This window comes from Sphingobacterium sp. MYb388 (assembly GCF_037479535.1).
GTDB classification, from domain to species: Bacteria; Bacteroidota; Bacteroidia; order Sphingobacteriales; family Sphingobacteriaceae; genus Sphingobacterium; species Sphingobacterium anhuiense.
Window position 1 is genome coordinate 1,137,907 of record NZ_JBBGYV010000001.1, and the last position, 23,547, is coordinate 1,161,453.

Here is a 23,547-nt window from a genome sequence, read left to right on the forward strand (position 1 = left end):
TTATTAATCACTAAAATCAAATACCATGAAAGCATTGGAAGAAATGAACAACGTTGAAAAGGCATATGTGTTAGCCAAGCTGTTTCCCGACAACCTCAAAGAGCTGATAGCCTTTACAGTGGAGGAAGCAGGGCGGTTTAGAAAACAGGAAAAGCATATACGGAGCATTTGGACAGGCTCTTTTATTACAGCTGATTTTTGGTATAATCTATTGGACAATGTGGAAGGCGTGATAAAGCGTAACAACGTCATGTTGCACAAAAGCCCCCGTGTATTTTCTGACCAATTGTTCGACGGATATAACGCCTTGTTCCTTATCTATAGCCTTATCAAATTTTCAGACCAAGAAGCATGTAACCAAAATCTGAAACAGGCTATACACCTGCTTTTCGGAGATAAACAAATCCTATCCATAACCCTAGAAAACTAATCCATGAAAAATCAATTCACATTCCAAGTCGAAAGCTTGTTGTACGGTATCGAAAACCCGAAAGGAGCAATCGAACATGTTCTGTTTGCCAATCGGATGGCAGAACATTTAGGGATAAATTCCTTCAACCGCATTGCCCGAGTTTCTTTCGGCGACAACGGCATAAACAAGGAGGTAGCAGGAGCAGTTCCTTTAGAAGAAACGCTTCTGTTAGGGCAGGAAGGTTGGAACGATACGGTATTGCACCTATGTATCAGAAGCAGGAGAACCGCATGTAAAATAGCAACAGTCCATTTCCCAAATCGTGAGGTAACTATAGATGGGCAGTACCGCCATACGCTGATAATGCGAAAGCTTACGGACAGCGAGATACAGCAAATTTTCAACTACGTATGGGACAATATGGAGCTTATCCAACCAATGGACAAATACTTAAAAGACTAACCATTAAAATCATAGACATGTTGAGCATTACAGATTTAAACGGTTGCTCTATCGAGGTGACAGACCTTGATGAAGCCATAGGACAAGCCTCACGTTTTTTGAAATATCACCATGAGGACAAATATTTTGCCGATTTCGACAAGAAACAGAAAGCATATTGGCAGGACATACACAAAAAACTATTACGGTTAAGAACGAAACAAAATTGACATGGATATTATAACGAACATCATACAGAACCCACCGTACATAGGACTATTGCTGATGGGTATAGCCTTACGCCTTATCATCGGTATGCGGAAGTTTAACCGCCGAGGAATAGGGGGCTTACAGCATTTCTCTAATTACTTCATCGGATTGATTACTCTTTTCGTGGAATGGGTATTGAACTGCATAGCATACGCACTAATCGTGTGGGGCTTGTTGGGCTTGGCTTTCATGTAGGAGAGCAGGGAAATAAAACCAATAATAAAGAGTAAACAATCATTTTAAAAACTTTTAAAAACAGAAACAATGGACACGAATTTTTTTAAACAGATAGAGCAGGTTGGATTTGCAGGGGATTTACAAATTGTAATCGCAAAGGGTGAGGACAATGTATGGATTGTATCCACGCTCCTACAAAATCCGATGTGCGGAGATAAGGCAAAAGAACTGATAGTACCGCTTTTGCTCCGAGGTACAGCGCAGGAATTGGATGAAGGTTATATAGCGACTATCACAACACCGATAGAAAAGGCTTCGGGACTGATGGACAATATGGAAGCTTTTGTAAGACAGCTTGATGAAGCGCAGAAGCAGTCCGTAATGGAGAAGGGCAGAACCGACAAGCAGAACAAGGAGCGTGAAGCCAAGGACAAGAAATACAAGGATGCCATGACAAAGGTGGACGAATTGGAAAAGGAAGGCAGGCACCGTGACGCATGGATGAAAGTACCCGAGACTACAGACCATCCCGATAAGGCGGAAGAGATACGCAGGCGTAAAGCAGGACTATCTGAGAAATTTGCACCCGACCTTTTTGGAATGGCGGTCAATGTACCCATAAAGGAAAAACTACCAACAAGCGGAAACCTTGATGGACATACACTTTCAGCAATGGCAGATGAAAATGTCGATGATGAAGAAATGGAGCAGGAAGAGCTTGATGATGAATATGCAGAAGACGATAACAATCCGTATTAATTTTTAAAATAGAGCAATCATGTTAGTAGCAACACAATTAGACAGACTATTCCTCTTTGAGGATAAAGGGCAGGAGAGAAGATTGACAGACCCCGAGCCGAAATGGAGCGTACAGGCGGTACTGAATTTTTATGCCAACACCTATCCCATACTGACGACCGCAAAAGTATCTGCACCAGTTATAAAGGAAGATAAGGTACAGTACCGTTTTGAGAGCGTGATAGGAACTAAAGGATAAATCAAAAATCAAGAACAATGAACTATGCAACACCATATCATATCGGGCACTTTCCAATTACCCAAAGAGCCAAAGCAACAGGTGCTATACCGACAGTTGGACGAATTTATCCATTTCTTGAAGCGCCCCAAGGATGCAGGGGAAATAAGGAAGGACAAAAAGAAGTCCGTACCAATAGACCAGTTACCGATGGTTTTCTAAGCTGTAAGTTTCTTCCGAAGCAGGAAGCAGGACAAGCGGTACAGGCTTATCAGGGAACAGAAAGAACGGAAAGGGATTTTTATAATTCCCTTTCCCACTTGGCACAGCATTATAACCTGCATCCCATGCACTCCAAATCCTACGGCTATCCCTACAATATCGCATTGGCTTTGGATGATATACAGCAACAGTTAAAAGATAAAGTGCGCAATTGGGAACAGTTAAGTTTCCTACAGGACAGTAGGGGATCGTATCTGGAAACAACTGAATGTTATAGTATGGGGACAACGCTCCTGTATATTCCCGTTGCACCTTTATTCCGATTGCTAAAAGGTCCAAAATGCAAACACACCGCACAATTACTATTGTCGGTTTATGCCTACCTCTATCATGTAGCTGCTGTTCCCTACCACGGAAATGAAAATAGTTACCTCTATCGGACGTACGAAATGTTGAAGGATTGGGTGACAGATGACGAAGAAACGGAGGAAGGAGCAGAGCTGTTGCAGGAAATAGAGCAGTCAGTTTATATAGGGGAGTTTATAGAACGCAAGCTGTACAGCCACCACAATTTGGACAGATTTAAGCATCGCTTGGACAATTTCAAAATCAAAGGGGATACGGACAAAGCATGTTGGGATATAGCCAACAATTTCTACCAACTGCTATTACAATACCCCAATGAAACAATGTTTAGAAGTATACCGATTAGTATACAAGATGATGATGACGACGACGATGATTTTGAAGAAGACGACAGCGAACGAATAATAGCAATGGCAAAATATATTTCTTTCTGTGCGGACAGTAATGGCAAACTTTTCGAACAGCTTTTTGAGTCCGTCAACCTGGAGTTCCAAAACTGTGCAGGAATGCAGGAGCCAACAATAAGCAAACGGTTTGATGGTAACGAAAGTGCGTATAAAAGTCTTGATTTTGAAAGCCTTCTGTTTCCCTTGATTGAAGAACTTATTTGTATAGTGAACGACCTATAAACTTTTGAACGATGAAAGATATAACAAGCATTTACACGAACCTTTTTAGTCCGAAGTCTGCCTTAGTTTTCTATGAAGCGCAAGGAACAAAGGGAGAAGTCTATGTAGAGCATTTTGATATGGACAAAAACGGTATACCCATCAATGCCCATCCCTTGACGACAAGGGAAGCAAACCGACTTGCCAAATCCCTAATAACAGTAAGGGAGAAGGACGAACCTTTCCTGAAAATGGAAGGTATTCTATCAAACAACGTCTTACATGTTGACCCAAAAAAGGGTGAGGCATTATGGTTTACCAAAGCCATGCGTAGGGAACTGTTTTTTACGGAAAAATTGGGCATAGCCAACGGTCTGGCTAATGTCCCGCCTATGCTGTGGAAAGCTACGCGACAGCAGCTTTATGTATTTGGATTACGAAGTAACCGCAGACCAACACAGACCACAAAGCTGTACAACGCACCATTTTTCAATGTCTACGAAAACGGCAATGTATGTATGGGCAATGTGGATATAGCCATTAAAAAATCTTCTTCCTTGAATGTATTCACATCAGCATGGGAGCAGAATTTTTTTAACTCCTATTTCAGCCATCTGATGCAGAACTACAATCCTATTGAGGGCAACTGTGTACTGCTATGGGACAGCCTCGTAAATACGCACTTACCTTTTCCTATGGACGTATTGAAACGGAGTACGACAACCTTAAATCAACTGCTATGAACACCATAAAAACAGCCGTGCACTTTACGGACAATTACCTATTAAATCCTACCAATCCCGTTACTGTAAACCTTATCGGAGCAGGGGGCACAGGCTCTCAGGTCCTGACAGCCTTGGCACGGATGAACCATGCTCTAGTAGCCTTGGAACACGCAGGTTTGCAGGTGCGGCTATGGGACAACGATAAAGTGATGGAAGCCAATCTGGGCAGACAGTTATTTGCGGAAAGCGAATTAGGGCTTTACAAATCCGTAGCCTTGATAAACCGTACCAACCGCTTTTTTGGTACGGACTGGAAAGCCGAAAGCGTAAAGTTTGAAAAGAACAGTTTGGACAAGATGCCCGATAGTGCAAGTGCATCTATTTTTATTTCGTGTGTGGACAGTGTGCAGTCTAGGTTCGCCATTGCTGATATACTAAAGCAGTTGGAGAGCGGTAGTTATTACCTGCACCGTCCAAGCTATGCCCTTGACTTTGGTAACAGCCGTGATACAGGGCAGGTCATACTGTCCACAGTAAGAGCCATAAAACAACCCGAATCCGAAAAGTATGTTACTGTCGCTAATCTACCATTGATTACGGACGAGTACGGAGAACTACTGAAGCAGTCAGAACAGCAGGACGACACACCGAGCTGTAGTCTGGCGGAAGCTTTGGACAAGCAGGACTTGTTTATCAATTCATCACTTGCTCAGATGGGTTGCTCACTGTTATGGAATCTGTTCCGCAATGGAATGACCGAGTACAGGGGCTTCTTCTTAAACCTGCAAACCTTCAATGCCCAGCCTATTAAAGTCGCCTGACAGCCATCGCGGGCGGCTCGCCAATAACCCCTCATAGCTTCGGAATAATTGACTCGCGGATATGGTACAGCCACATTCGCCAAATTTCCTACTCAGCAATGCACCCACAAAATTAGCCAAAAGAGGCTGTGGTATTGATTATGGTATCACCTCCGATTAGCATAAGCTTTTAGCTTTGCCATTGGTATACCACCTCCTTCGTCCGTGAAATACAAATGGCGGAAAAGGTGCAGCCACATTCGTCAATCCTCTTACATTTCATACTTCCATTACAGAGATTACCGAAAGAAGCTGCGGCGTTGATTATGGTATTAATGTGATTCGTATAAGCTTTTAGCTTTGCCATTGGCATACCACCTCCAGCGTAGGTGAAATACAAATGGCGGAAACGGTACAGCCACATTCGTCAATATTCTTTCTTTCCATTCTTCCATTGCAGAAATTGCCGAAAGAGGCTGTGACATTGGCTAGGGTAGTAAATAGATTGCTGATGCCAATTTGGTTTATTGCAAATATGAAATTATAAAAGGAAGCTCGATGGCTTCCTTTTATATTATGCCCATAAGTAATACTAATGCCCTGGCTATTTCTTTGGCATCTTTGCCTTAGCAACGATTTCACTAAGACCTTTACCTGCCTTGAATTTCGGAAGTTTCTTGGCCTTGATCTTCAATGGCTCACCTGTCTGTGGATTGCGACCGGTACGTGCCGAACGTTCAGCAACCGAAAAAGTCCCAAATCCTACAAGTGTCACAGGTTCACCCTTTTTCAAGGAACTCCCAACCGAATCGGTAAATGCATTAAGGGCCGACTCGGCCTGTACCTTGGTAATGCCCGATGCCTCGGCTATGGCTGTAATCAAATCTGCTTTGTTCATAAAGGTCTTTATTTATCTGTTTGGGGAACGATATTAATGCTTCTGGAACAATTCAACAAGAAAAGGAAACAAATTCGCAGATTATACAAATTATCATTATATTTATATGAAATTGTAACGACCAATATACAATGACCTTATTACCCCTATATGATGAAAAGGACCTGCTGGTTAAACTGCGGGACGGGGATTATGCGGCATTCGAAATTATCTACCGACGTTACAGTAAGCCCATTTCAGTTAATCTCTTCAGGATATTAAAATCAAGGGAACTTGTAGAAGAAACTTTGCAGGACCTTTTCCTGAAAGTATGGGAGCAACATAGTAGCATCTATATAGAACAGTCCCTACAATCCTACCTGCACCGGGTGGCTGGAAACCTGGCCTATGACTACTTCCGTAAGATGGCAAGGGACAAGAAACTGGCCGGGCATGTATGGGAAAATATGGTGACCACCTATAATCCCTTTGAAGGGGTTGCAGATGAAGAAGTCGATAGGGCACTGTACAGCCTGATCGACAATCTGCCAGCCCAACGCAGAAGGGTATTTATGCTGTGCAAGTTGGAGGGCAAAAGCTATAACGAGGTCAGTACCTTGCTGGGCATATCTGTAGCAGCTGTCAACGACCACATCACGAAGGCAAATAAATTCCTGAAAACAAACTATGCACATGTCGCACCTTTAATGCTGTCTATATTTTTAGCTCTCAAGTCATAGTGCTGGCGAATAACTGCATTATGTCTGTCCTTTCCTAGCGCTACCTCCTTTTTAGGTGGTATATTTTGAAAAATAAAATAACTGAAATACAGCCACTTAAAAATTTATTCACATACACAGCTATTGGAATTATAGAGCCGGGCGTCATATCAATAAAAACGCTTTGGCAGTAAACCCACATATCCGCTCGTTGTTCAGCAAGTATCTGGAAAATTCCACCACAAAGGAGGAGTACGAGGAGCTGCTGCAGTATTCCATAGAATCAGATGACGAAGAGTTTCGTCGGATGTTCCGCGAGGCCATGAGCAAAGATGCTTTAGAAAGCGATGTGTCGGAAACAATCCTTATAGATATATCGGATGCAGTGGAACTTAGGTTAAGAGAGAAAATCCAAACCAGAAGGAAGCCTATCATAAGAAGATGGATACCTTATGCAGCGGCCTGTATCCTTGTCTTAGTATCGTTGTCGGCGTATTTCATTTTAAGGCAGCAAGATAATTCCACAGATTTATATAGTGCCTACGGCAACGACGTATTGCCAGGAACAAATCGCGCAACCATTACCTTGTCCGATGGAAGCCGCTATGAGCTGAACGATAACAAGGACGGTATAAACGTCAATGGACAGGGCATACAGTATGGCGACGGAAGTGTTATTGCAAAGGTGCAGGATGCAACTATGGCAACGGTGGCAACACCAAACGGCGGACAGTACCGCATAACGCTACCGGACGGGACGAAAGTCGTCCTGAACGCATCATCATCTATTACCTACCCGACAAAGTTCACAGGAAAAGAACGTCCCGTAAAGCTGGAAGGTGAGGCCTATTTTGAGGTAGCTAAGAATACGCAGCAACCTTTCATGGTTGAAAGTGGTACACAGACGATAACCGTATTGGGTACCCATTTCAATGTACAGGCCTATCCCAATGAACGCACAGAAACGACACTGGCAGAAGGGAGCATAAAGCTGAACAGTGCCAAAGACAACACGAATCCAATTGTCCTAAAACCCAACCAGCAGGCCAGTCTGCAAAATGGTGGGTTCACAATCAGACATGTAGATGCGACAGAATATACAGCATGGACACAAAATACATTTGTGTTCAACGAACTGCCGCTATCCGAAATAATCAAACAACTGGAACGGTGGTACGATGTAGAAATTACCTATCCGCCACAGGTCGGGACGGAAAAATTTTATGCGGAGCTACCACGTGACCGTAAGCTGTCCGAGATACTTAAAGCCATCGGCCAGTTCAACAAACTCAAATTTAAAATCGAAGGAAGGAGGGTCTCTATTTTAAAGTAAGATGTTTCTTATGTTGGCCGGACACCAATAAAAATGCCAATGCTGTTAGCGCAGCATTGGCGGGTGTCAGGTTCCAAAATTTTAATCTCGACAACTAATATTTTTTTAACCAACGGTACAAACATAACTATTATTTGCTTCAATTTCAAGTAGCGAAGAATGGTTAGGAGCGTACCGCTAACCCTAAAATTATGAATGTACACATTCATCTACTCCCTTTATTTAAGCGGCTCCTGAGGCCTTTGATAAAGCCGGACTGTTCCATGCTTCCGAAAAGTAGGGAACTATTTACCATGACCGTTTTAATTCTGGGCTTTGCTGGTATGGTCTCAGCGCAACAGGTCAACCTTGATGTCAGAAATGAAAAACTGGTTAACGTCTTTAAGGTACTGAGGAAACAGAGTGATTATGCTTTTGTCTTTCCGCAAAAACTGATGGACAAGGCTCTGCCTGTTACCCTTAAGCTCAGGAATACGGAACTAAAGGAAGCTCTGAATCAGATATTTAAAGGACAGCCTTTGCGGTATGAAATTCAGGACAAAACCATTGTGGTTACGGACTTTCCAGGAGCAATAATACCAAGGTCACAGAATAGGATTGGAGCACCCACTACGAACAACCAACAACCGATAAGGGGAACGGTCAGGGATACCGGGGGTAATCCATTGGCTGGTGTAACCGTAATTGTAATGGAAACAGGTATAACTGTTGGTACAAACCAGTACGGAAGCTTTGAAGTTCTGGCATCCATAGGTAACACCCTGCAGTTTCGGTACCTAGGTCATAGTCCTTTTGAAGCGGTCGTGACCAGTGATCAGGTCAATGTGGCCATGCACTATACGATCAATGAAATTGCAGAAGTGGACGTAACGGTCAATACAGGTTTTCAGACCATGAACAAGGAACGTTCTACAGGTTCATTCACAAAAGTGGACAACGAGCTGTTCAACCGCAGGGTAGGGACGAATGTGCTCGACAGGTTGGAAGGTGTGACGAGTGGTCTGATGTTTAACGGTAACTATGTAGACCGAGCCAACTCTTCTCCTTTTAATGTGCGTGGGTTAAGTACCATCTTTGCCGATACCAAGCCATTGATTATTGTGGACAATTTCCCTTTCGATGGTGACCTGTCCAATATCAACCCGAACGATGTAGAGGATATCACAGTCTTAAAAGATGCGGCAGCATCTTCAATTTGGGGTGCACGTTCAGGTAACGGAGTCATTGTTATCACCACAAAGAAAGGCGGAATGAACCAGCCGATGAACATCAGCTTTAATTCCAACTTTACCTACACCACAAAGCCTGATATCTTTTACGGACAGAATTTTCTGGACGCCTCCAGTTTTATTGATGCCGAGCAGTTCCTGTTCGATAAGGGCTATTATAATTCAAACATAACAAATGTCCGCAAACCAACACTGTCGCCTATAGTCGAAATACTACTCAACAAACGGAATAATGTAATAACGGAAGCCGAAGCAAACGCGCAGATGGACGTATACCGCAATAATGACTTTAGGGACGACCTCTCCAAATATTTTTATCGTAGTACAGGTACGCAGCAGTATGCCTTGAATCTGAGCGGAGGCGCAGATAAGGTGAGCTATTACTTTTCGGCAGGCTATGATGATGCACCATCTGTGAATGTGGGAAACGGTTACAAGCGGATCAGCTTGAACAGCAATACCATATTCCGCCCTATAAAACAGTTGGAAGCGACAGTAGGTATCATGCACATTATAGGTAACAACAAGAACAATAATCCGGGCAACATCACGACCATCAGCAGAAACACCTATTATCCCTATGCCCGTATGGTAGATGATCAAGGCAATAGCTTGGCATTGCCAAAAGATTATCGACTAAGTCACATACAAAGTTTATCAAATACAGGATTGCTGGACTGGCAATACAGACCTGTTGATGAACTCAACAATGCGGACAATACAGGTAAGAGCATGCATACAAGACTGAACACAAGCTTGAAGTTTACCTTTATACCGGGCTTGAGTGTAGAAGCAAGATACCAGTTAGAAAAGCAAAACGCCAGCACGTTTAATCTGCAAAATGAACAGAGCTATTTTACACGCAACCTGATTAACCTAAATACGCAGGTCGGAACTGGCGGTGCCTTTACCTATGGTGTGCCCAAAGGCAGTATCCTAGACCAAAGTAGCAACGATATGACCAGCCAGTCTATCCGTGTGCAGATTAATCTCGATAGAAAATTCGGGAATGATCACGAAGTAACTGCTATAGCAGGTATTGATGGAAAAGAGGTGGTTACGGATATAAACTTTTGGAGGCTTTATGGCTTTAAGGAACAGACAGGTACGTCCACGGCAGTAAACTATGAAATGAATTATCCAAAATATGGTAATCTCGCAGCTTCTGGAAGAATACCTTATCTGGACCGGTACAATAAATTGACCGATATCTATTTTTCCTACTTCGCGAATGCGGCATATACCTACAAGGGTCGGTATACAGCATCAGGTAGCGCACGTATTGATCAAAGTAACCTATTTGGTGTAAATACAAATCAAAAATCAGTTCCGTTATGGTCTATTGGTGGAGCTTGGATAGCTAGCAAAGAAAGTTTTCTGCAAAATGATTGGATTGAATTATTGAAAGTACGAAGCACTTTTGGTTACAATGGCAATATTGATAAAACGGTATCTGCTTATGCCACGGGAGTTTATGCAACAAGCTATTTAAATAATGTTCCATTTGTTTGGCTTCAGACGCCGCCTAATCCTGAACTGCGATGGGAGCGTATTGCTATGTGGAATATAGGAACTGACTTTTCGGTATTTAAAGGGATGATTTCAGGTAGTTTAGAGTATTATAATCGGAGAGGAAAAGATATGTTAGGTTATGCCGCAATAGATCCGACAGTTGGTATGGATCAATTTAAAGGAAATGTAGCAAATATTACTGGTAATGGATTAGATGTAGATCTAACTTTCAGGAAAGGCAAAATAGTTTTATGGACAAGTAACTTACTACTTAGTATTGCCAAGGATAAGGTGTCAGAATATGATAGAAAAGTTAATCTGAGTACATATATGCAAAGTGCAGCTGGGGAATTAGGAACCAACAGTACTTTTACACCAATTGTAGGACAACCGATTTATGGTATTTACAGTTATCCATGGGGCGGTTTAGATCCCGAAAATGGAGATCCGTTGGTTAAAATTACAGATGGAACCAATAAGGATTACAGTCTGTTGTTTTCATCTACAGACTTCTCTAATTTGGTGTATCATGGAAATGCCCGTCCTACACACTTTGGGGCGTTTCGAAATACCATAGCTTACAAAGGAATTTCATTGTCGGTAAACTTGACCTACAAGTTTAATTATTATTTCCGGAGGCCATCCATCAATTATACATCGCTTGCAGCCTCTTGGCTAGGACATGGCGATTATAACCAGCGGTGGCAACATCCTGGAGACGAGAACAAAACTAATATTCCGTCTTTTACCTATCCTTTAAATGTCAATAGAAATAACTTTTTTAGTGGTTCTGAAATATTAGTAGAAAAAGGGGATCATATTCGATTGCAGGATATTCGGGTAGCTTACGATGTTCCGGTCGGAAAGTTAAGATGTATAAAAAGTATTAATCTATATACCTACATTAATAATGTGGGCATACTTTGGAGAAGTACCGATACCAAAATTGATCCAGATTTTGTGTCTAACAGATTTGTAAATCCAACTACCTATGCCGTTGGTTTACAGTGTAACTTTTAAGATTAGAATCATGAAAAATATAAAATACACAATAATTTTATTTTGTTTATTTCAGTCATGTAACAAATTGGATATTAAACCTGATCTGTCACGTGTTGTGCCGTCAACTCTTGATGATTTTCAAGGATTATTAGATAATACAGATGGAATATTCAACGTATCATATGTTAATTATGGCGAAATTGCTTGTGCCGACTACCATATTGATTATCAAGATTATCAATCGAATTTTACGCCCTTGACATCTCAAGTATATGTATGGAATATTAAAGATTTAAACGACCCATACTTTGTTGATTGGAATACTTCATACTCAAGAATTCTTCAGTGTAATATTGTTTTGGATGGGTTAATTTCTAATCGTACTTTAGAAAGTAATGAACCTTTTAAAAATGTCAAAGGGCAGGCATTGTTTCATCGAGCACATAGTTTTTTTATGTTAGCTGAAGAGTTCGCACAAGTTTATGACGAGGCAAATTTGGATAAACCAGCACTCCCATTGCGTACATCTTCTGATATCAACATTAATTACCCCTTAAGTTCTGTTCGTGATACTTACGGACTTATTATTAACGATCTCAAGGTTGCATCTGCCCTCCTTCCTGAAAGTCAATTGTACAAAACACGACCGTCGAAGCCAGCGGCATATGCATTGTTAGCAAGAGTGTTTTTAGCAAAGGGTGATTATACAAATGCATTGATATATGCGGATTCATGTCTTTCTATGAAATCCGATTTAATGGATTTTAATGATTTAAATGAAAATTCAGATTATCCAATTAATCAATTCAATAAAGAAGTTTTATTTCAAGGTAGTATTTCTTACGATCATTTGCTTTCAAGAAACGTATTGAGAATTAATAGTTCTTTACTTGATTTATATGAATCAAATGATCTAAGAAGGAATATCCTGTTTTTTAAAAGAGATGATGGAAGCTTCGGCTTTAAAGGGAATTACAACGGTGTAGAGATAAATTCAATTTTCGGAGGAATTGCAACTGATGAAATATTATTAGTACAGACAGAATGCAATGCCCGTAAAAATAATATTTCATTGGCTCTAGAAGGTTTAAATAAACTACTAAAAAAACGATATAAAAATACATCTTTTGTTCCTCTAAATATAACCAATCAAGAGGTTTTATTAAGGAGAGTGTTGTTGGAACGCAGAAAGGAATTGCTCTTTAGAGGTTTGCGCTGGACAGATTTACGACGATTGAATAAGGATTCGCGCTTTGAAGTCACTTTGACCAGAGAATTAAATGGACAAACTTACACCTTACAGCCAAATGATCCGAGTTATGTTTTTCCAATCCCCAAATATGTTACAACTATTACATTCTAATCCTGAAGCCCTATGAAAATGTGTAAAATATTGATTTTGGTTAACTATATATTTTGTTATCCTTTTGGGTTGATCGCTAATGTTAGCTTTTCAGGAACAGACTCATTATCTAAGCAAGTTCAAGCGCTGGAACAAGGAGAACAAGTTCCTGACTTAAAGTTTATTTCCTTAGTTAATGCTAAAAAGCAATCATTGAAACTGTCGGACTTTAAAGGAAAATTGATAATTCTGGATTTCTGGGCAACTTGGTGCAGCTCTTGTGTTGCAGCCTTACCTAAGCTAAATGAATTACAAAAGAAATTTCAAGATAAAATTCAGATTATTGGGGTAACAGACCAAAAGGTTGAATTGATTGAGACGTTCTATAAACAGCGAGTCGAAATTCAAAATCTAAATTTAGTTTTTCCTACGGAAACGGATGATAATGTGCTGGCCAACTATTTCCCACACCAAACGATTTCTCATCTGGTATGGATAAGTGAAGATCGGAAAGTTATAGCGATAACTGAGTCTAATGAATTAACTGAAGAAAACATAACAAAAATTTTAGAAAGGAAGGTTGTTAATTTAAAACCTAAAATCGATAGAAATACTCGTAATGACATTAATATTGATGAACCTTTTTTTCTTGAAAAAGTCGCCAAACCTATCTACGTAAATGAGAGTGTTACTGATGGGGGAATAAGATACAAAACGATTATTACAAAAAAAGTTCCCGGGTTGACCAGCATCATTAAAACTTTCACAGGAAGAGTGATTGCAACAAATACAATTTTGGAAAATCTTTTTAAAAGTGCTTATAAATATGACAACCTTGCTTCCGGAGAATATTTAACACCTTTTCCTAATAATAAACTAAAATGGGAAGTAGGAATCAATACGTTTTATGATGTTCCAAAAGAAAATGATTTAATGCAAGAATTTTATGCAGAAAATCAATTTTGTTTTGAACTAGTATTTTATGATTATTACAATGGCCCAAAGTATGATTGGACGAAGCTAGAACTAAACACTATTATTAGTAATATAATGAAAAAGGAATTACAGTTATGGACTGGGTTTTATTCAGCAATTATTCCAAGGGAAGAAAATACGAATGTCTTAAAAATAAAGGATAAAACTAAGATTTGTAGTGAAGAAATCTACAGTAAATCAGAAAACGTTCCAGGAAATTTGGGAATAACTTTAAAAGACTCTAGAATGTTGAATCTTAAAAAAGCGCTATGGTATTCTTTGCAACTCGATGATCCATTAATAGACGAAACTAATTATTATGGCCCAATTAATATGAGACTTGATTGCAAAATGACAAATTTTGAGGAAGTGCAGAACGCACTATTAAAGTTTGGTATTGAATTAAAAAAGGAAAAGCGTATAGTACCTGTTCTAGTAGTAAGAAGTGATGTTGATTTTTAGTTTTAAAACAAGGACGTCAAAGAGAATTTGACATCCTTGTTTATTCTTTCTGTAAATACAATTGTATTACCTATGGTACAAAAACCGCGTGGATTTCAGCAATTGGTAGATCACTTCCATTTGCGTATCGGGTGGCACACAAATTTGGATTTGAGGTTGTGCACTGATTTAGCTGGATTTGTGTTGCACTAGGATCTTCTTTATCCGGTCTCCAAAATTCATCAGCTTGAGCGCTTGTAAATCCTGCTCCGATTAGAGCAAATGCCATTGCGGCGAATCCGATTTTTAATTTGTTGGATTTCATAATAGTTGTTTTTTGTTTGTTTAAAAAAGAAAGAACGTACTATCGACCATTTACAAGGTAAATGGTTCTTAGGGTGAATAGATATTGCCTACTGTTTTCTACAGGTGTTCGGCTGTTCCTGATATTTATATGGCCTATAAATTTTTTATTGTTGCTAAACTTTGTTCTTTGATTTCATAAGTCAATATCTTTTTACCATTGCCGACCAATGCAACCAGACGATTTTCAAAAATCTTAAAATCAACTAGGTTTTGTTTTTCGGTTTGGGGTAAGGTAAAGCTGTACTCATAGTTACCATTGCCGATTGAATAAACATCTATAGTGGCAAGCCTGTCGGGTTGATTATCTGCAGTAAGCTTAGAGTAACAATATAGTTGGTTACCTGATATCGCCACAGCATAATTGGTATAGCGCGGAGGTGCGGACTGCGTACCAACTTTACTGTTTTTTTCTTCCTTGATGACCTCCTTTATATTGGCTAGACTAAATGTATCGATGGTCTTGGCTGCATACAGAAGGTTCAGATTAGTATCAAGACAGCGAATCTGGTTGGACATCTTCTGCACTAGCAACAGCTTATGATGTTCGGGGCTGTAGACCATATGTGCTTGTGAGGACATCCCGTTGTCATGTGTGAGGTAGGAGGCTTTGTTTTCATAGCCTTCAACTTGTCCTGATCCGTTTGCCTTGGCAACAATGTAGTCACGCTCGGCAGCCGAGTAAACACGGATGAAATAACGGTTGTGTTGATATTGCAGGGCAGCATTAAAATGTTTACTTTTCATATCCAACTTTATTGTTCCTTCAGTAACGCCGCTTTCCTTGGTAAAGACTGCAGGAAGATTACCTGCAAATAGCATGGTGAAAGGGCTATCGACCTGCATGCTGTAATTGTAATTGATCCATTGGTCATAGGGCACGGGAAGCATTTCATAGCGCAGGTCTTTTTCGCCAGTCTTTAATAGGGCTATCTTTTGCGGTGTCTGTGGTGTAAAGTATGTGGTATATTTAGTAATGGTATTGACTGAAATGAGGGCTTCTGTGCTGTTGACTTCACCTGTAAGAACCAGCATGTCATTACGGAAATTCCGGTTAAAGCCGTTTGGTATTTCCCGTTTGAAGGACACAAATCCCCATACGGTCAGTGCAACCACAGGCAGGAGCAAGGACAGGATAATGATGAATCGCTTTTTCATGACTAAGTAATTTAGTGAACAGAAAGATTGTTGTACTTGGTTTGATTATGTTGATTTTCCTTTTGGTAAAGCAAAATAGATGCGATGCCGAGGGCAAAAAGAATCAGGTTAAAAAAAATGTGTTCCTTGTAACCTAGGCGGCCAAGTATGCCACCGCAGGAGCAGGGTATATAAGAGCTGTAATTAAGAATGATAAATAAATAGACTGTAAACAGTAACAGCAAAGACGAACTTAATACAAGGGCAATAAACTTGGTGCGCTCGACAAGGAGCATAATGGCCAAAGCTATTTCTAGGAAAGGAATACCAACAGCTATTACAGGTGCAAATCCGCTGAGTAGAGGAGCTTTGCCAAGCTCAATGCTAAAATTGTTGTAGTCAAACAGTTTGCTTACTGCGGCATAAACCCAGAGAATAATAAAAAGTATGGCAATGCTATCAACGAAAAGAGTTTTAGCCCGCATAACAAATATTTTTAAAAAGGATGATTGTTGAAGGGTGGGTATGGTAAGAAAAGGACGGTTAGAGCGCAGTGTTGGTCTTGATAGGGTTCAAAAGACGTATCAGTTCAATTGCTAAAATAGAGTTAATGCTGATGTTTTGTTATTGTTTAATCAATTAGAATATTAATTTGAAAAGAATGGTATTGAATATTGTTTTCCTTTTCAAAAATTGAAGGCAAATGATACATTGATTTTAAATGCATGCCGGATTGGTTACCGGCTTTGCAATTTTAAATCTAATCGTGATTTTCTTGTACTGATGGTACTTTTAAAACACGCATACTGTGGTTGGAAAAGTTAATGCTGTAGTTGTTGTATCTGCCAGCTGATTACCCTTCATTTTTCTTGTTTTACTTCCATCGAATGTTAAAACTACCAAGTGGCTTAATGCCTGACGTTTAATTTGTGCTTTCGCTTTCATAATCATTGATTTTAAGGTGTTTATCTAATAACAACCTAAAGGTAATAAGCAAACTAATTCAATTAAATTTTTTTTCGTGAACCAATTCAAATTATTCGTAGACCAAGAAATTGATGAAATAAAAAGTAAAATGTGGCATGTAAATGGTCGTTCAATGCTTTTTCATTTGCTCGGAATTTCTTTCATTATTTCCCTTGAAATGTATGTCTCTGTTAAGCTGGCAGGTTGGAAGCCAATTGACCAATATATATTATTGTACATCTTGAATATTGCTTTCTTTTTTCTTCAAGGCAAGCTTCTATTTGAACAATTATTTAAAGGTGGTAAAAATTCTCTCATTTTTATTTTCTTAGTTTTAATTTCATTAGCTATCCATTTTGAAGCAATATTGGCAGTACTCTTTTATAACAATGAACGATTCCAATTAGCTAGAGGCCTTGAAAGGGAAGTGTTTTATGTTAATGCGGGTTACCGGTCAGTATTAGTTGGTGGTTATAGCGCGGCCTATGCGTTAGCCACTCACAATAAGCGCCGTGAACGCCAAAAACGGAAGCTGGAGAATGGTTATCTCCTAGCGCTGCTGAATCCACACCATATTTATAACTCATTGTATTTTGTAAAAGTAGAAATGAAAAGTAATCCTGAGCGAGCTGAGAAAATGCTGGATCTACTGTCGAGGTCATTACAGTTTTCGTGGGAAAATCTTTCCGAGGATGGAAAGATAACATTGGAAAAAGAGTTAGAGCACGTAACACGACTTATCGAAATGCACAAATTGCGATTTGAAGAGAAATTTTATTTAGATATTCTAACTGAAGTTGATGCAAATCAGGCTAAAACAATCAAGATACTACCCTTATTGCTTTTTACATTGGTAGAGAACATGTTGAAATATGCTGTGCTGGATCGTCCAGAGAACCCTGCAAGCTTAACTATCAAATGCAAAAGAGGAGTATTGGAGATTCAGATCGTTAATAAAAAGTTACCTGAAGCTAATCTTCCCAAATCAGGTCAGGGAATGCGTATTACAACAGATCGGCTGAAGAATACTTATGGTCGCCGACATCAATTAATTGTGGAAGACACTGATAATATGTACGTGTTGAAATTAAATATAAGCCTATGACGTTGAATTGTATCATTGTGGATGATGAGGCTTTTGCACGTCGCCATATTTCAAAATTAATACATGCAATAGAAGGATTGAAACTTATAAATAGTTTCTCCAGTTCTGCTGACTTGCTAGCTTTCTCACAGAGTAACAGTGCTAAAATTCATATTCTTTTTCTGGATATTGAAATGAGGGATATGGATGGTATGGAGTTGGCCAGGAGAGTACGGATGGAGGCTTCTATGGATCATGTTCAAATTGTTTTCATTACTGGATATGCCGAATTTGCTTTGAAGTCATATCGTCTTGATGCAACCGATTTCCTATTAAAGCCTCTGTTGGAGAACGAATTCAACGAAGCTGTGACCAGATGCCGAAAGCGTGCGCTCGCACAAGATTATATTTTGAATCATTTGGATTCTACAATCCTTGTAAAAAATGTAAGAACAGGGACTAAAACAAATGTCAGAAGAAATGATATCCTTTATGTTGAAAGTATGGATCACTATACCAAAATCCATACAGCTGAAGTTTATTATTTGATTTTGCTCCCATTAAAGAAAGTTTACTCTCTATTAGGGACTTCTAACTTTGTTCAGATACATCGTAGCCTAATCATCAACGTAGATAAGATAGCCAACTTTGATTATAAAAAGATAGAACTCTACAACGGTGTTGTACTAGATATTGGACAAACTTTTCAGAAGACCATAAACAGATTGCTAAAAGGAAGAAATAGTTCATTGTTCATCAAATAGGTAACGGCCTGTAGCTTTGCGGTACCGCAGATACTTGGATAGAAAATAGTAAATCTGCATTTCGTGTGTTCGCTGGTTTGCCACAAAATATCTGTTGAAATGCATGTGCAATATATCACCAAAAAGGGAAGTTTTATCCTTAAGGGACAATGGATTTAGCAGGGAGTGCAATTCATTTTTCAATATCGACCATTGTGTCCTTAATTCAATATCTGCAACACTAACCGACTTGATAAAATCCGCAAACTGTTGATTTAGCAACTTGTATCCATCAGTTTTAATGTCGTGTTCTCGACAGAACGAATGGCTTCTATCCTCTATGAACATGGTTTGTTTTTCGGTATCTTCATCAAAAGCCTGTAGGACGAAAAGAACAAAACCGACACAAGTAATATTAGATTCCATTTGATCTGAAATTAAGCTGATACAATTCACAACATAATTGCTGTCCGTTTGGAAATATTGTTCAACGCGTTCGATGTCAGCGATGCCATATCTTTCTAACTCTCTGTGGTAGGTGGATATTTGTATATCCTGTAATAGTCCTTTCTTCTCCGCTTTCTGTAGTATTAAAGTAATTTCATGAAATAGGGTGTTGTAGTCCTTTTGCAGTTTTGGACGAAAGCGGAAACGGATGTGTTCACCTCTCTCGTTATATCGAATAAAAAACCAACAACTTATTTTACTGTTGTATCTTTTGATAAAGGGACTGATATAGGAAAGGATTAGTTTGTTTGAAATGGAAGGAGAAACAAACAACTGGAAATAAAGCCATTTATCCCCTGGAAGAAACGAGGCTTGATAGTCTGACCTAGACTTACTTATTTTAATAGTTAGTGGATTGTAAATCGTTTTATCATGGGCTAGAGTTATAAGGAATTGGGAGTTGTAGGGTTTTCCTTTGGTGTCATAAACAATCGGATGCTGGGGTAAAAATCCCTCTTCAAGTACAATTGACTTAAACTTTTTAAATATAAACAGCAATGCCTTCATATCCTCATTGTCAGCCGTGTCGAAAAGCATGGTTCTGTCGAATGTGCGGCTAACGAGATAACGCGGAAGAGACAAACCCTCAAAATAATCTTTTAAGCTGATCAGACCGCATTCAAGCGTATCATCTTTGAAATTTGGACAATGTACTTTCCATTTGGCTGGAGATAATATAATGTTTTTGTATGTTAATCTTGGATAAGAATCGCAGTCTTGTACAATCGAAGATACCGAGAAGTTTAAGTCCGTACTTAGGCCCTGATGTTGAAGATCGCATAAGAAGCGGAAAACCGATAGATCTGATCTTCCATAATTGTATGCACTGGCAATTTTGGGTACCAATCGCTTTTGAAGTTTTTTTGAGAATAAAACGAATTCATTTCCCCGTAAGCAAAGCATAAGGTCTGCAAGGTAGAGTGGGGCTGCAGTTGTATCGTAAGTAAGAACAGATAATTGTTGACTATAAATATTGGCCCGCCTGTTTACATTATCGACATCCGGTTCTCCTGCATAGCCTACATCAAAAAAATGAACATCTGGATTCGCATCTTGTTCAAGTTTAGCAATAGTTCGACAATACTCTTCGAGTTCACCGCCGACTAAACTAAAACGGCCTGCAAGGGAGTTTACCGTAGCACCTCCGAGATGTTCAATCACAAGCATGTCGTCCTGAATATTGCACAACACACCAATCGTATTGGGTAGGGTTAGTGAATCGCTAATTTCAATGTCAATGGTTGAAAGGTCGATAGTGCCGTTGTTAAGATTCTTATTTCCATAGAATAGCTTTTTTATTTTATCATCAAGACTGATTTTAGTTATTTGATTTTCGAGATATGGAGCTACTGTTTCCTCGCTTGGAGTATCCAATTGACCATAACCTATTCCCATTTCGGGGTCAAGAACTTCCATAAGCGGTACAGCCTTCATATCGTATCGACTTCTGAATTTTACTTTGAACTGGGCGAAGTCAGTCCCCTCGTTTTTAGGTTTTATGGACGCAAGTATCTTGGTAAGTTCTGGCAAGTACTTAAAAGGCTTTGTTGGTAGCGCTCCGGATAGGTAAGGACGCTCTGAGATAATATAACTTGGCTGCTCTTTTAGCCTTGGTATTTGTCTTCTTAGAAAATAATCATTTCCAATTATATTGGAATGTTCGCTCGTCGTTAAAAGCTGATGCTGGATCATTTCCATGATTAGATCAAGGGTATCAGGAATGTCAGGACTATCTTCAATCAGTTTTGATATGGGCGTGGGCTTACGACAAATACGAGAAATTTTATTTGAATCTTGTTGCAACTTGATTTCAGCAAGATGGAATTTACGTTCCTGATAATGTAGATACCGAGTTTTTCCAAATAGCTTGTAAATTGAGGTATTAGTTAGGGCTTCATCCCGGGCATCCAATGGACCATAAAGCCCAGATTTTTCTGTTTGCGACCAGTCATGAAATTCATGCCTTTTTTGCTCTTCACCAATAAGCATAGGGTAATTCTTCTCAATATTATTGTCCATTATCCCAATTCCTGCAAATGTACCATAAGGAGTTGCGCGGTATTTAGAACGGTTAAAGTACTTCCATATAGTATGCTGGATTTCTGGTGTTGCTAAGGCTATATCTTCGTATCCAATTGATCTGATTAGTTTAAAGAATTCTGGCGATGATATTTTGATTGATTCTTTTAAGCTTTCCCAAGAAGCTTTAAGTGTTGCATCAGTAGAAAACTGTGGTACACGGAAAATTATCGTTGATTTAATTTCGGTTTTCATATAAATCGTTATGCTGGTTAATATCAGGTTCTTTGGGTATACCTGAAATTTTTTTTCGCAGACCAAGATGATTTATACGTGAGCCAGGATTTAGGTTAGAAAAATGAGTCGGTTGGTGTAGTCGCAAAACTTCATGTAATCAATATGGATATTTACATTTCTGTCTAAAATCTAATTTAGAGAAAATAAATAGTTAATTAAAGAATGATATTTTCAATTTCTTTCGCCTCCATCTTGCCAAACGGAATTTCAAATAAGGTCATTCCGTTAAGCAGGTAAAGATAAGTGTACTGGTTTTCCATAAAGATGGCTACTGTCTCAATACAATCTGTAAGATATACTTTTTGCGCGGCTGATAATTTTTTCTTGCCGAACCGTTCAAGCTTGATAAGGGCTAAGGTATAACCATCATAATACACAATTCCTTTTTTCCTGTTGTCTTGTAACTTATAAAGATGGGCTTCCAGGTTGAAGCATATTTGCTGCCTGGCCTTGATGAGTTTTGCGTGCCATTTGAACAGTTTCTTATAGTAACTTTTCTTTTTAGGATCGCCTTTCAAGGGCTTCATCAACTTTCGTAATGGTGTAAGTTCGACAAACATATGTAGGTGTTTTGGTTTCAGGAAAAGATACTTAAAGGTAGCATATTAAGCAGATACTATTAGCTTTCTTTTAGTCCGGGTGAAGTGTACGCTATGTTTGTTTCATTACGTAATTGATAAAGCCCCATGCCAACGGGGCTTTATTCGTGAGGATTGTAAAAAGTTAAAGGTTTACCTATTCAAATGTGGGTCTTTTCAAAGCATTACCACCAACCGGTATAATAGCCACAGATCTCGCTCATCATAATACTCTCGCCTACCATAACATCGTAAGGTGAATTCTTTGCATAATGCCAAGCAAGAGCAGATGCATCAGCTCCAACACCGGCGATTAGCCCCGCTAGTTTTCGTAGGAAATTGGTTACCACTTTGTCCTGCTGCTTCTTTGTTATCTCAGGATTGTTCAGATAATTTGACCAGTAATGCGCCGAGTGCCGCATCATGGTGGAAACGTGGAGCAGCACATCGTTTTCATATTTCCCAAGCGCGGAAGAAACTATTTTCTGCTCAATAAGAATGATGTTTTTCAACAGACGGTTGTACGCGGTAGGCGTTACCTCCTTTGTTGCTTCCAAGGTGTTGCAGAGCAAAGTCATGTATCCCTTGCCCTCCGGGCTTTCCATCAAATTGTCCAGCACTTTTCTGTAGTCCTGCATGATGGCAGGTTCGATCCGTGGATAGGCAGTTACATTTACCGCTATACCTGTACGTTCGTGGTACCATTTCTCCAGGAATGACGCTTTGCCCTTTCTTGTCGTATCACCGGTTTCAGCTTTATAACGGTGTATTGCAGCAAGCCCCTCGTTGTGGATCTGCCCAAGATGGTCAAACGGATTGACCTTGTGATCAGGAGCATTAAACGTTTCCTTGGTTTCATTACCACTCAATTTATTCTGAGTAAAGGTATCACCAGAAATTGTTCCCTGTTTGTTGCAGCCCACAAGCACTATCAGGCAGGCCACTGCTATTGTCTTCCATGTCTTCATGGAAACAAAGGAGAGGATACGAACTAACTAAAATGCACAAGTATGACCAAGGTGGGGATTTTTTTAGGTATGTTATCCATTGATCCAGTAAAGACTTCAATTTAGAACATATTAAAAATTTCCTTTTCAGGTTTTCACCTAATTTCTTTTAACAAATTCGAAAATTGATAAAATTACCGACAGAATTGCTAATCTTTGGTTTATGGCTAAAGATATCAATGCCTAAAATGTTATCAGCAATACATGAATTAAAACATTTTTTAGATAAAATTTAGCACAATGCTTTGGTTAATTGGATTTGTTTTATAAATTTGTTTAGCACTAATTAACAAGATTAAAGAAGAACCAGGCCCTATAGACGATTCAGAGATCCTTCAGCCCCAATTGTAAGCGTGCAGCACCAGCCCGCCCAATTTTAGTAAAATTTTTCGTGTAGGTTCCTTCAGGGAACAATTGAG

The 23,547-nt window shown here is 39.4% G+C and carries 25 protein-coding genes; 16 read left to right on the forward strand and 9 right to left on the reverse strand.

Going from position 1 to position 23,547, the window contains the following annotated elements:
• The first annotated feature begins 25 nt into the window (after nt 1-25).
• From WH188_RS05025 to WH188_RS05065, 9 genes are all read left to right on the forward strand, one after another.
• Complete coding sequence (locus WH188_RS05025; protein WP_339423414.1) at nt 26-430, forward strand: hypothetical protein; 405 nt, start codon at nt 26-28, stop codon at nt 428-430.
• Between the two features lie 36 nt (nt 431-466).
• Nucleotides 467-874 (forward strand): hypothetical protein, encoded by a 408-nt coding sequence (locus WH188_RS05030; protein WP_339423415.1) that lies wholly within the window; start codon nt 467-469, stop codon nt 872-874.
• 17 nt (nt 875-891) lie between these two features.
• On the forward strand, nt 892-1,083 hold the full coding sequence (locus WH188_RS05035; protein ID WP_339423416.1) for a hypothetical protein: 192 nt from the start codon (nt 892-894) through the stop codon (nt 1,081-1,083).
• A 1-nt stretch (nt 1,084) separates the two neighbouring features.
• Nucleotides 1,085-1,318 carry a molybdenum ABC transporter permease gene (locus tag WH188_RS05040; RefSeq protein ID WP_339423417.1) on the forward strand — a complete coding sequence of 78 codons (234 nt, stop codon included), beginning with the start codon at nt 1,085-1,087 and terminating at the stop codon, nt 1,316-1,318.
• Nucleotides 1,319-1,387: 69 nt separating this feature from the next.
• The gene (locus tag WH188_RS05045; RefSeq protein WP_339423418.1) at nt 1,388-2,059 is read left to right on the forward strand and encodes a PRTRC system protein E; all 672 of its coding nucleotides are present in this window, start codon (nt 1,388-1,390) and stop codon (nt 2,057-2,059) included.
• Between the two features lie 19 nt (nt 2,060-2,078).
• Nucleotides 2,079-2,297 (forward strand): PRTRC system protein C, encoded by a 219-nt coding sequence (locus WH188_RS05050; protein WP_339423419.1) that lies wholly within the window; start codon nt 2,079-2,081, stop codon nt 2,295-2,297.
• A 17-nt stretch (nt 2,298-2,314) separates the two neighbouring features.
• Nucleotides 2,315-3,493, forward strand: a complete 1,179-nt coding sequence (locus WH188_RS05055) for a hypothetical protein (RefSeq protein WP_339423420.1) — start codon at nt 2,315-2,317, stop codon at nt 3,491-3,493.
• A gap of 11 nt (nt 3,494-3,504) precedes the next feature.
• On the forward strand, nt 3,505-4,215 hold the full coding sequence (locus WH188_RS05060; protein ID WP_339423421.1) for a PRTRC system protein B: 711 nt from the start codon (nt 3,505-3,507) through the stop codon (nt 4,213-4,215).
• Entirely contained in the window at nt 4,212-5,018 is an 807-nt protein-coding gene (locus tag WH188_RS05065; RefSeq protein WP_339423422.1) for a PRTRC system ThiF family protein, read from the forward strand. The genes WH188_RS05060 and WH188_RS05065 overlap by 4 nt, the downstream gene beginning before the upstream one ends.
• A 311-nt stretch (nt 5,019-5,329) precedes the next feature.
• Here WH188_RS05065 and WH188_RS05070 read toward each other — a convergent pair whose 3' ends face one another.
• Complete coding sequence (locus WH188_RS05070) at nt 5,330-5,482, reverse strand: hypothetical protein (RefSeq protein ID WP_339423423.1); 153 nt, start codon at nt 5,480-5,482, stop codon at nt 5,330-5,332.
• A gap of 119 nt (nt 5,483-5,601) precedes the next feature.
• Nucleotides 5,602-5,895, reverse strand: a complete 294-nt coding sequence (locus tag WH188_RS05075; RefSeq protein WP_339423424.1) for an HU family DNA-binding protein — start codon at nt 5,893-5,895, stop codon at nt 5,602-5,604.
• A 131-nt stretch (nt 5,896-6,026) separates the two neighbouring features.
• Between WH188_RS05075 and WH188_RS05080 the strand changes: the two genes are divergently transcribed.
• The 5 genes from WH188_RS05080 (at nt 6,027) to WH188_RS05100 (ending at nt 14,448) form a co-directional block, all read left to right on the forward strand.
• Nucleotides 6,027-6,614, forward strand: coding sequence for an RNA polymerase sigma factor (locus tag WH188_RS05080; RefSeq protein WP_339423425.1), 588 nt, complete (start codon nt 6,027-6,029; stop codon nt 6,612-6,614).
• A gap of 286 nt (nt 6,615-6,900) precedes the next feature.
• Nucleotides 6,901-7,926 (forward strand): FecR family protein, encoded by a 1,026-nt coding sequence (locus tag WH188_RS05085; RefSeq protein WP_339423426.1) that lies wholly within the window; start codon nt 6,901-6,903, stop codon nt 7,924-7,926.
• A gap of 191 nt (nt 7,927-8,117) precedes the next feature.
• Entirely contained in the window at nt 8,118-11,687 is a 3,570-nt protein-coding gene (locus tag WH188_RS05090; protein ID WP_339423427.1) for a SusC/RagA family TonB-linked outer membrane protein, read from the forward strand.
• Nucleotides 11,688-11,697: 10 nt separating this feature from the next.
• A complete protein-coding gene (locus tag WH188_RS05095) occupies nt 11,698-13,032 on the forward strand; it encodes a RagB/SusD family nutrient uptake outer membrane protein (RefSeq protein WP_339423428.1) in 1,335 nt (444 codons plus the stop codon).
• Nucleotides 13,033-13,050: 18 nt separating this feature from the next.
• Entirely contained in the window at nt 13,051-14,448 is a 1,398-nt protein-coding gene (locus tag WH188_RS05100) for a TlpA family protein disulfide reductase (RefSeq protein ID WP_339423429.1), read from the forward strand.
• Between the two features lie 70 nt (nt 14,449-14,518).
• On the opposite strand, the gene WH188_RS05105 is transcribed toward WH188_RS05100, so the two are convergent.
• The 4 genes from WH188_RS05105 to WH188_RS05120 form a co-directional block, all read right to left on the reverse strand.
• Complete coding sequence (locus tag WH188_RS05105) at nt 14,519-14,752, reverse strand: hypothetical protein (protein WP_339423430.1); 234 nt, start codon at nt 14,750-14,752, stop codon at nt 14,519-14,521.
• Between the two features lie 134 nt (nt 14,753-14,886).
• The gene (locus tag WH188_RS05110) at nt 14,887-15,918 is read right to left on the reverse strand and encodes a hypothetical protein (protein ID WP_339423431.1); all 1,032 of its coding nucleotides are present in this window, start codon (nt 15,916-15,918) and stop codon (nt 14,887-14,889) included.
• 41 nt (nt 15,919-15,959) lie between these two features.
• Nucleotides 15,960-16,412, reverse strand: a complete 453-nt coding sequence (locus tag WH188_RS05115) for a MauE/DoxX family redox-associated membrane protein (protein WP_339423432.1) — start codon at nt 16,410-16,412, stop codon at nt 15,960-15,962.
• A gap of 307 nt (nt 16,413-16,719) precedes the next feature.
• A complete protein-coding gene (locus tag WH188_RS05120; protein WP_339423433.1) occupies nt 16,720-16,872 on the reverse strand; it encodes a hypothetical protein in 153 nt (50 codons plus the stop codon).
• A gap of 76 nt (nt 16,873-16,948) precedes the next feature.
• Between WH188_RS05120 and WH188_RS05125 the strand changes: the two genes are divergently transcribed.
• Both WH188_RS05125 and WH188_RS05130 read left to right on the forward strand, forming a co-directional pair.
• On the forward strand, nt 16,949-17,998 hold the full coding sequence (locus WH188_RS05125; protein ID WP_339423434.1) for a sensor histidine kinase: 1,050 nt from the start codon (nt 16,949-16,951) through the stop codon (nt 17,996-17,998).
• Entirely contained in the window at nt 17,995-18,741 is a 747-nt protein-coding gene (locus tag WH188_RS05130) for a LytR/AlgR family response regulator transcription factor (protein WP_339423435.1), read from the forward strand. Before WH188_RS05125 ends, WH188_RS05130 begins: the two co-directional genes overlap by 4 nt.
• Here the strand turns inward: WH188_RS05130 and WH188_RS05135 are convergent.
• From WH188_RS05135 to WH188_RS05145, 3 genes are all read right to left on the reverse strand, one after another.
• Nucleotides 18,724-21,501 (reverse strand): lantibiotic dehydratase, encoded by a 2,778-nt coding sequence (locus WH188_RS05135; protein ID WP_339423436.1) that lies wholly within the window; start codon nt 21,499-21,501, stop codon nt 18,724-18,726. The genes WH188_RS05130 and WH188_RS05135 overlap by 18 nt on opposite strands.
• A 197-nt stretch (nt 21,502-21,698) precedes the next feature.
• Nucleotides 21,699-22,103 (reverse strand): hypothetical protein, encoded by a 405-nt coding sequence (locus WH188_RS05140; RefSeq protein WP_339423437.1) that lies wholly within the window; start codon nt 22,101-22,103, stop codon nt 21,699-21,701.
• 203 nt (nt 22,104-22,306) lie between these two features.
• Nucleotides 22,307-23,089: a hypothetical protein gene (locus tag WH188_RS05145; RefSeq protein WP_339423438.1), complete on the reverse strand. Its 783-nt coding sequence runs from the start codon at nt 23,087-23,089 to the stop codon at nt 22,307-22,309.
• Nucleotides 23,090-23,547: the final 458 nt, after the last annotated feature.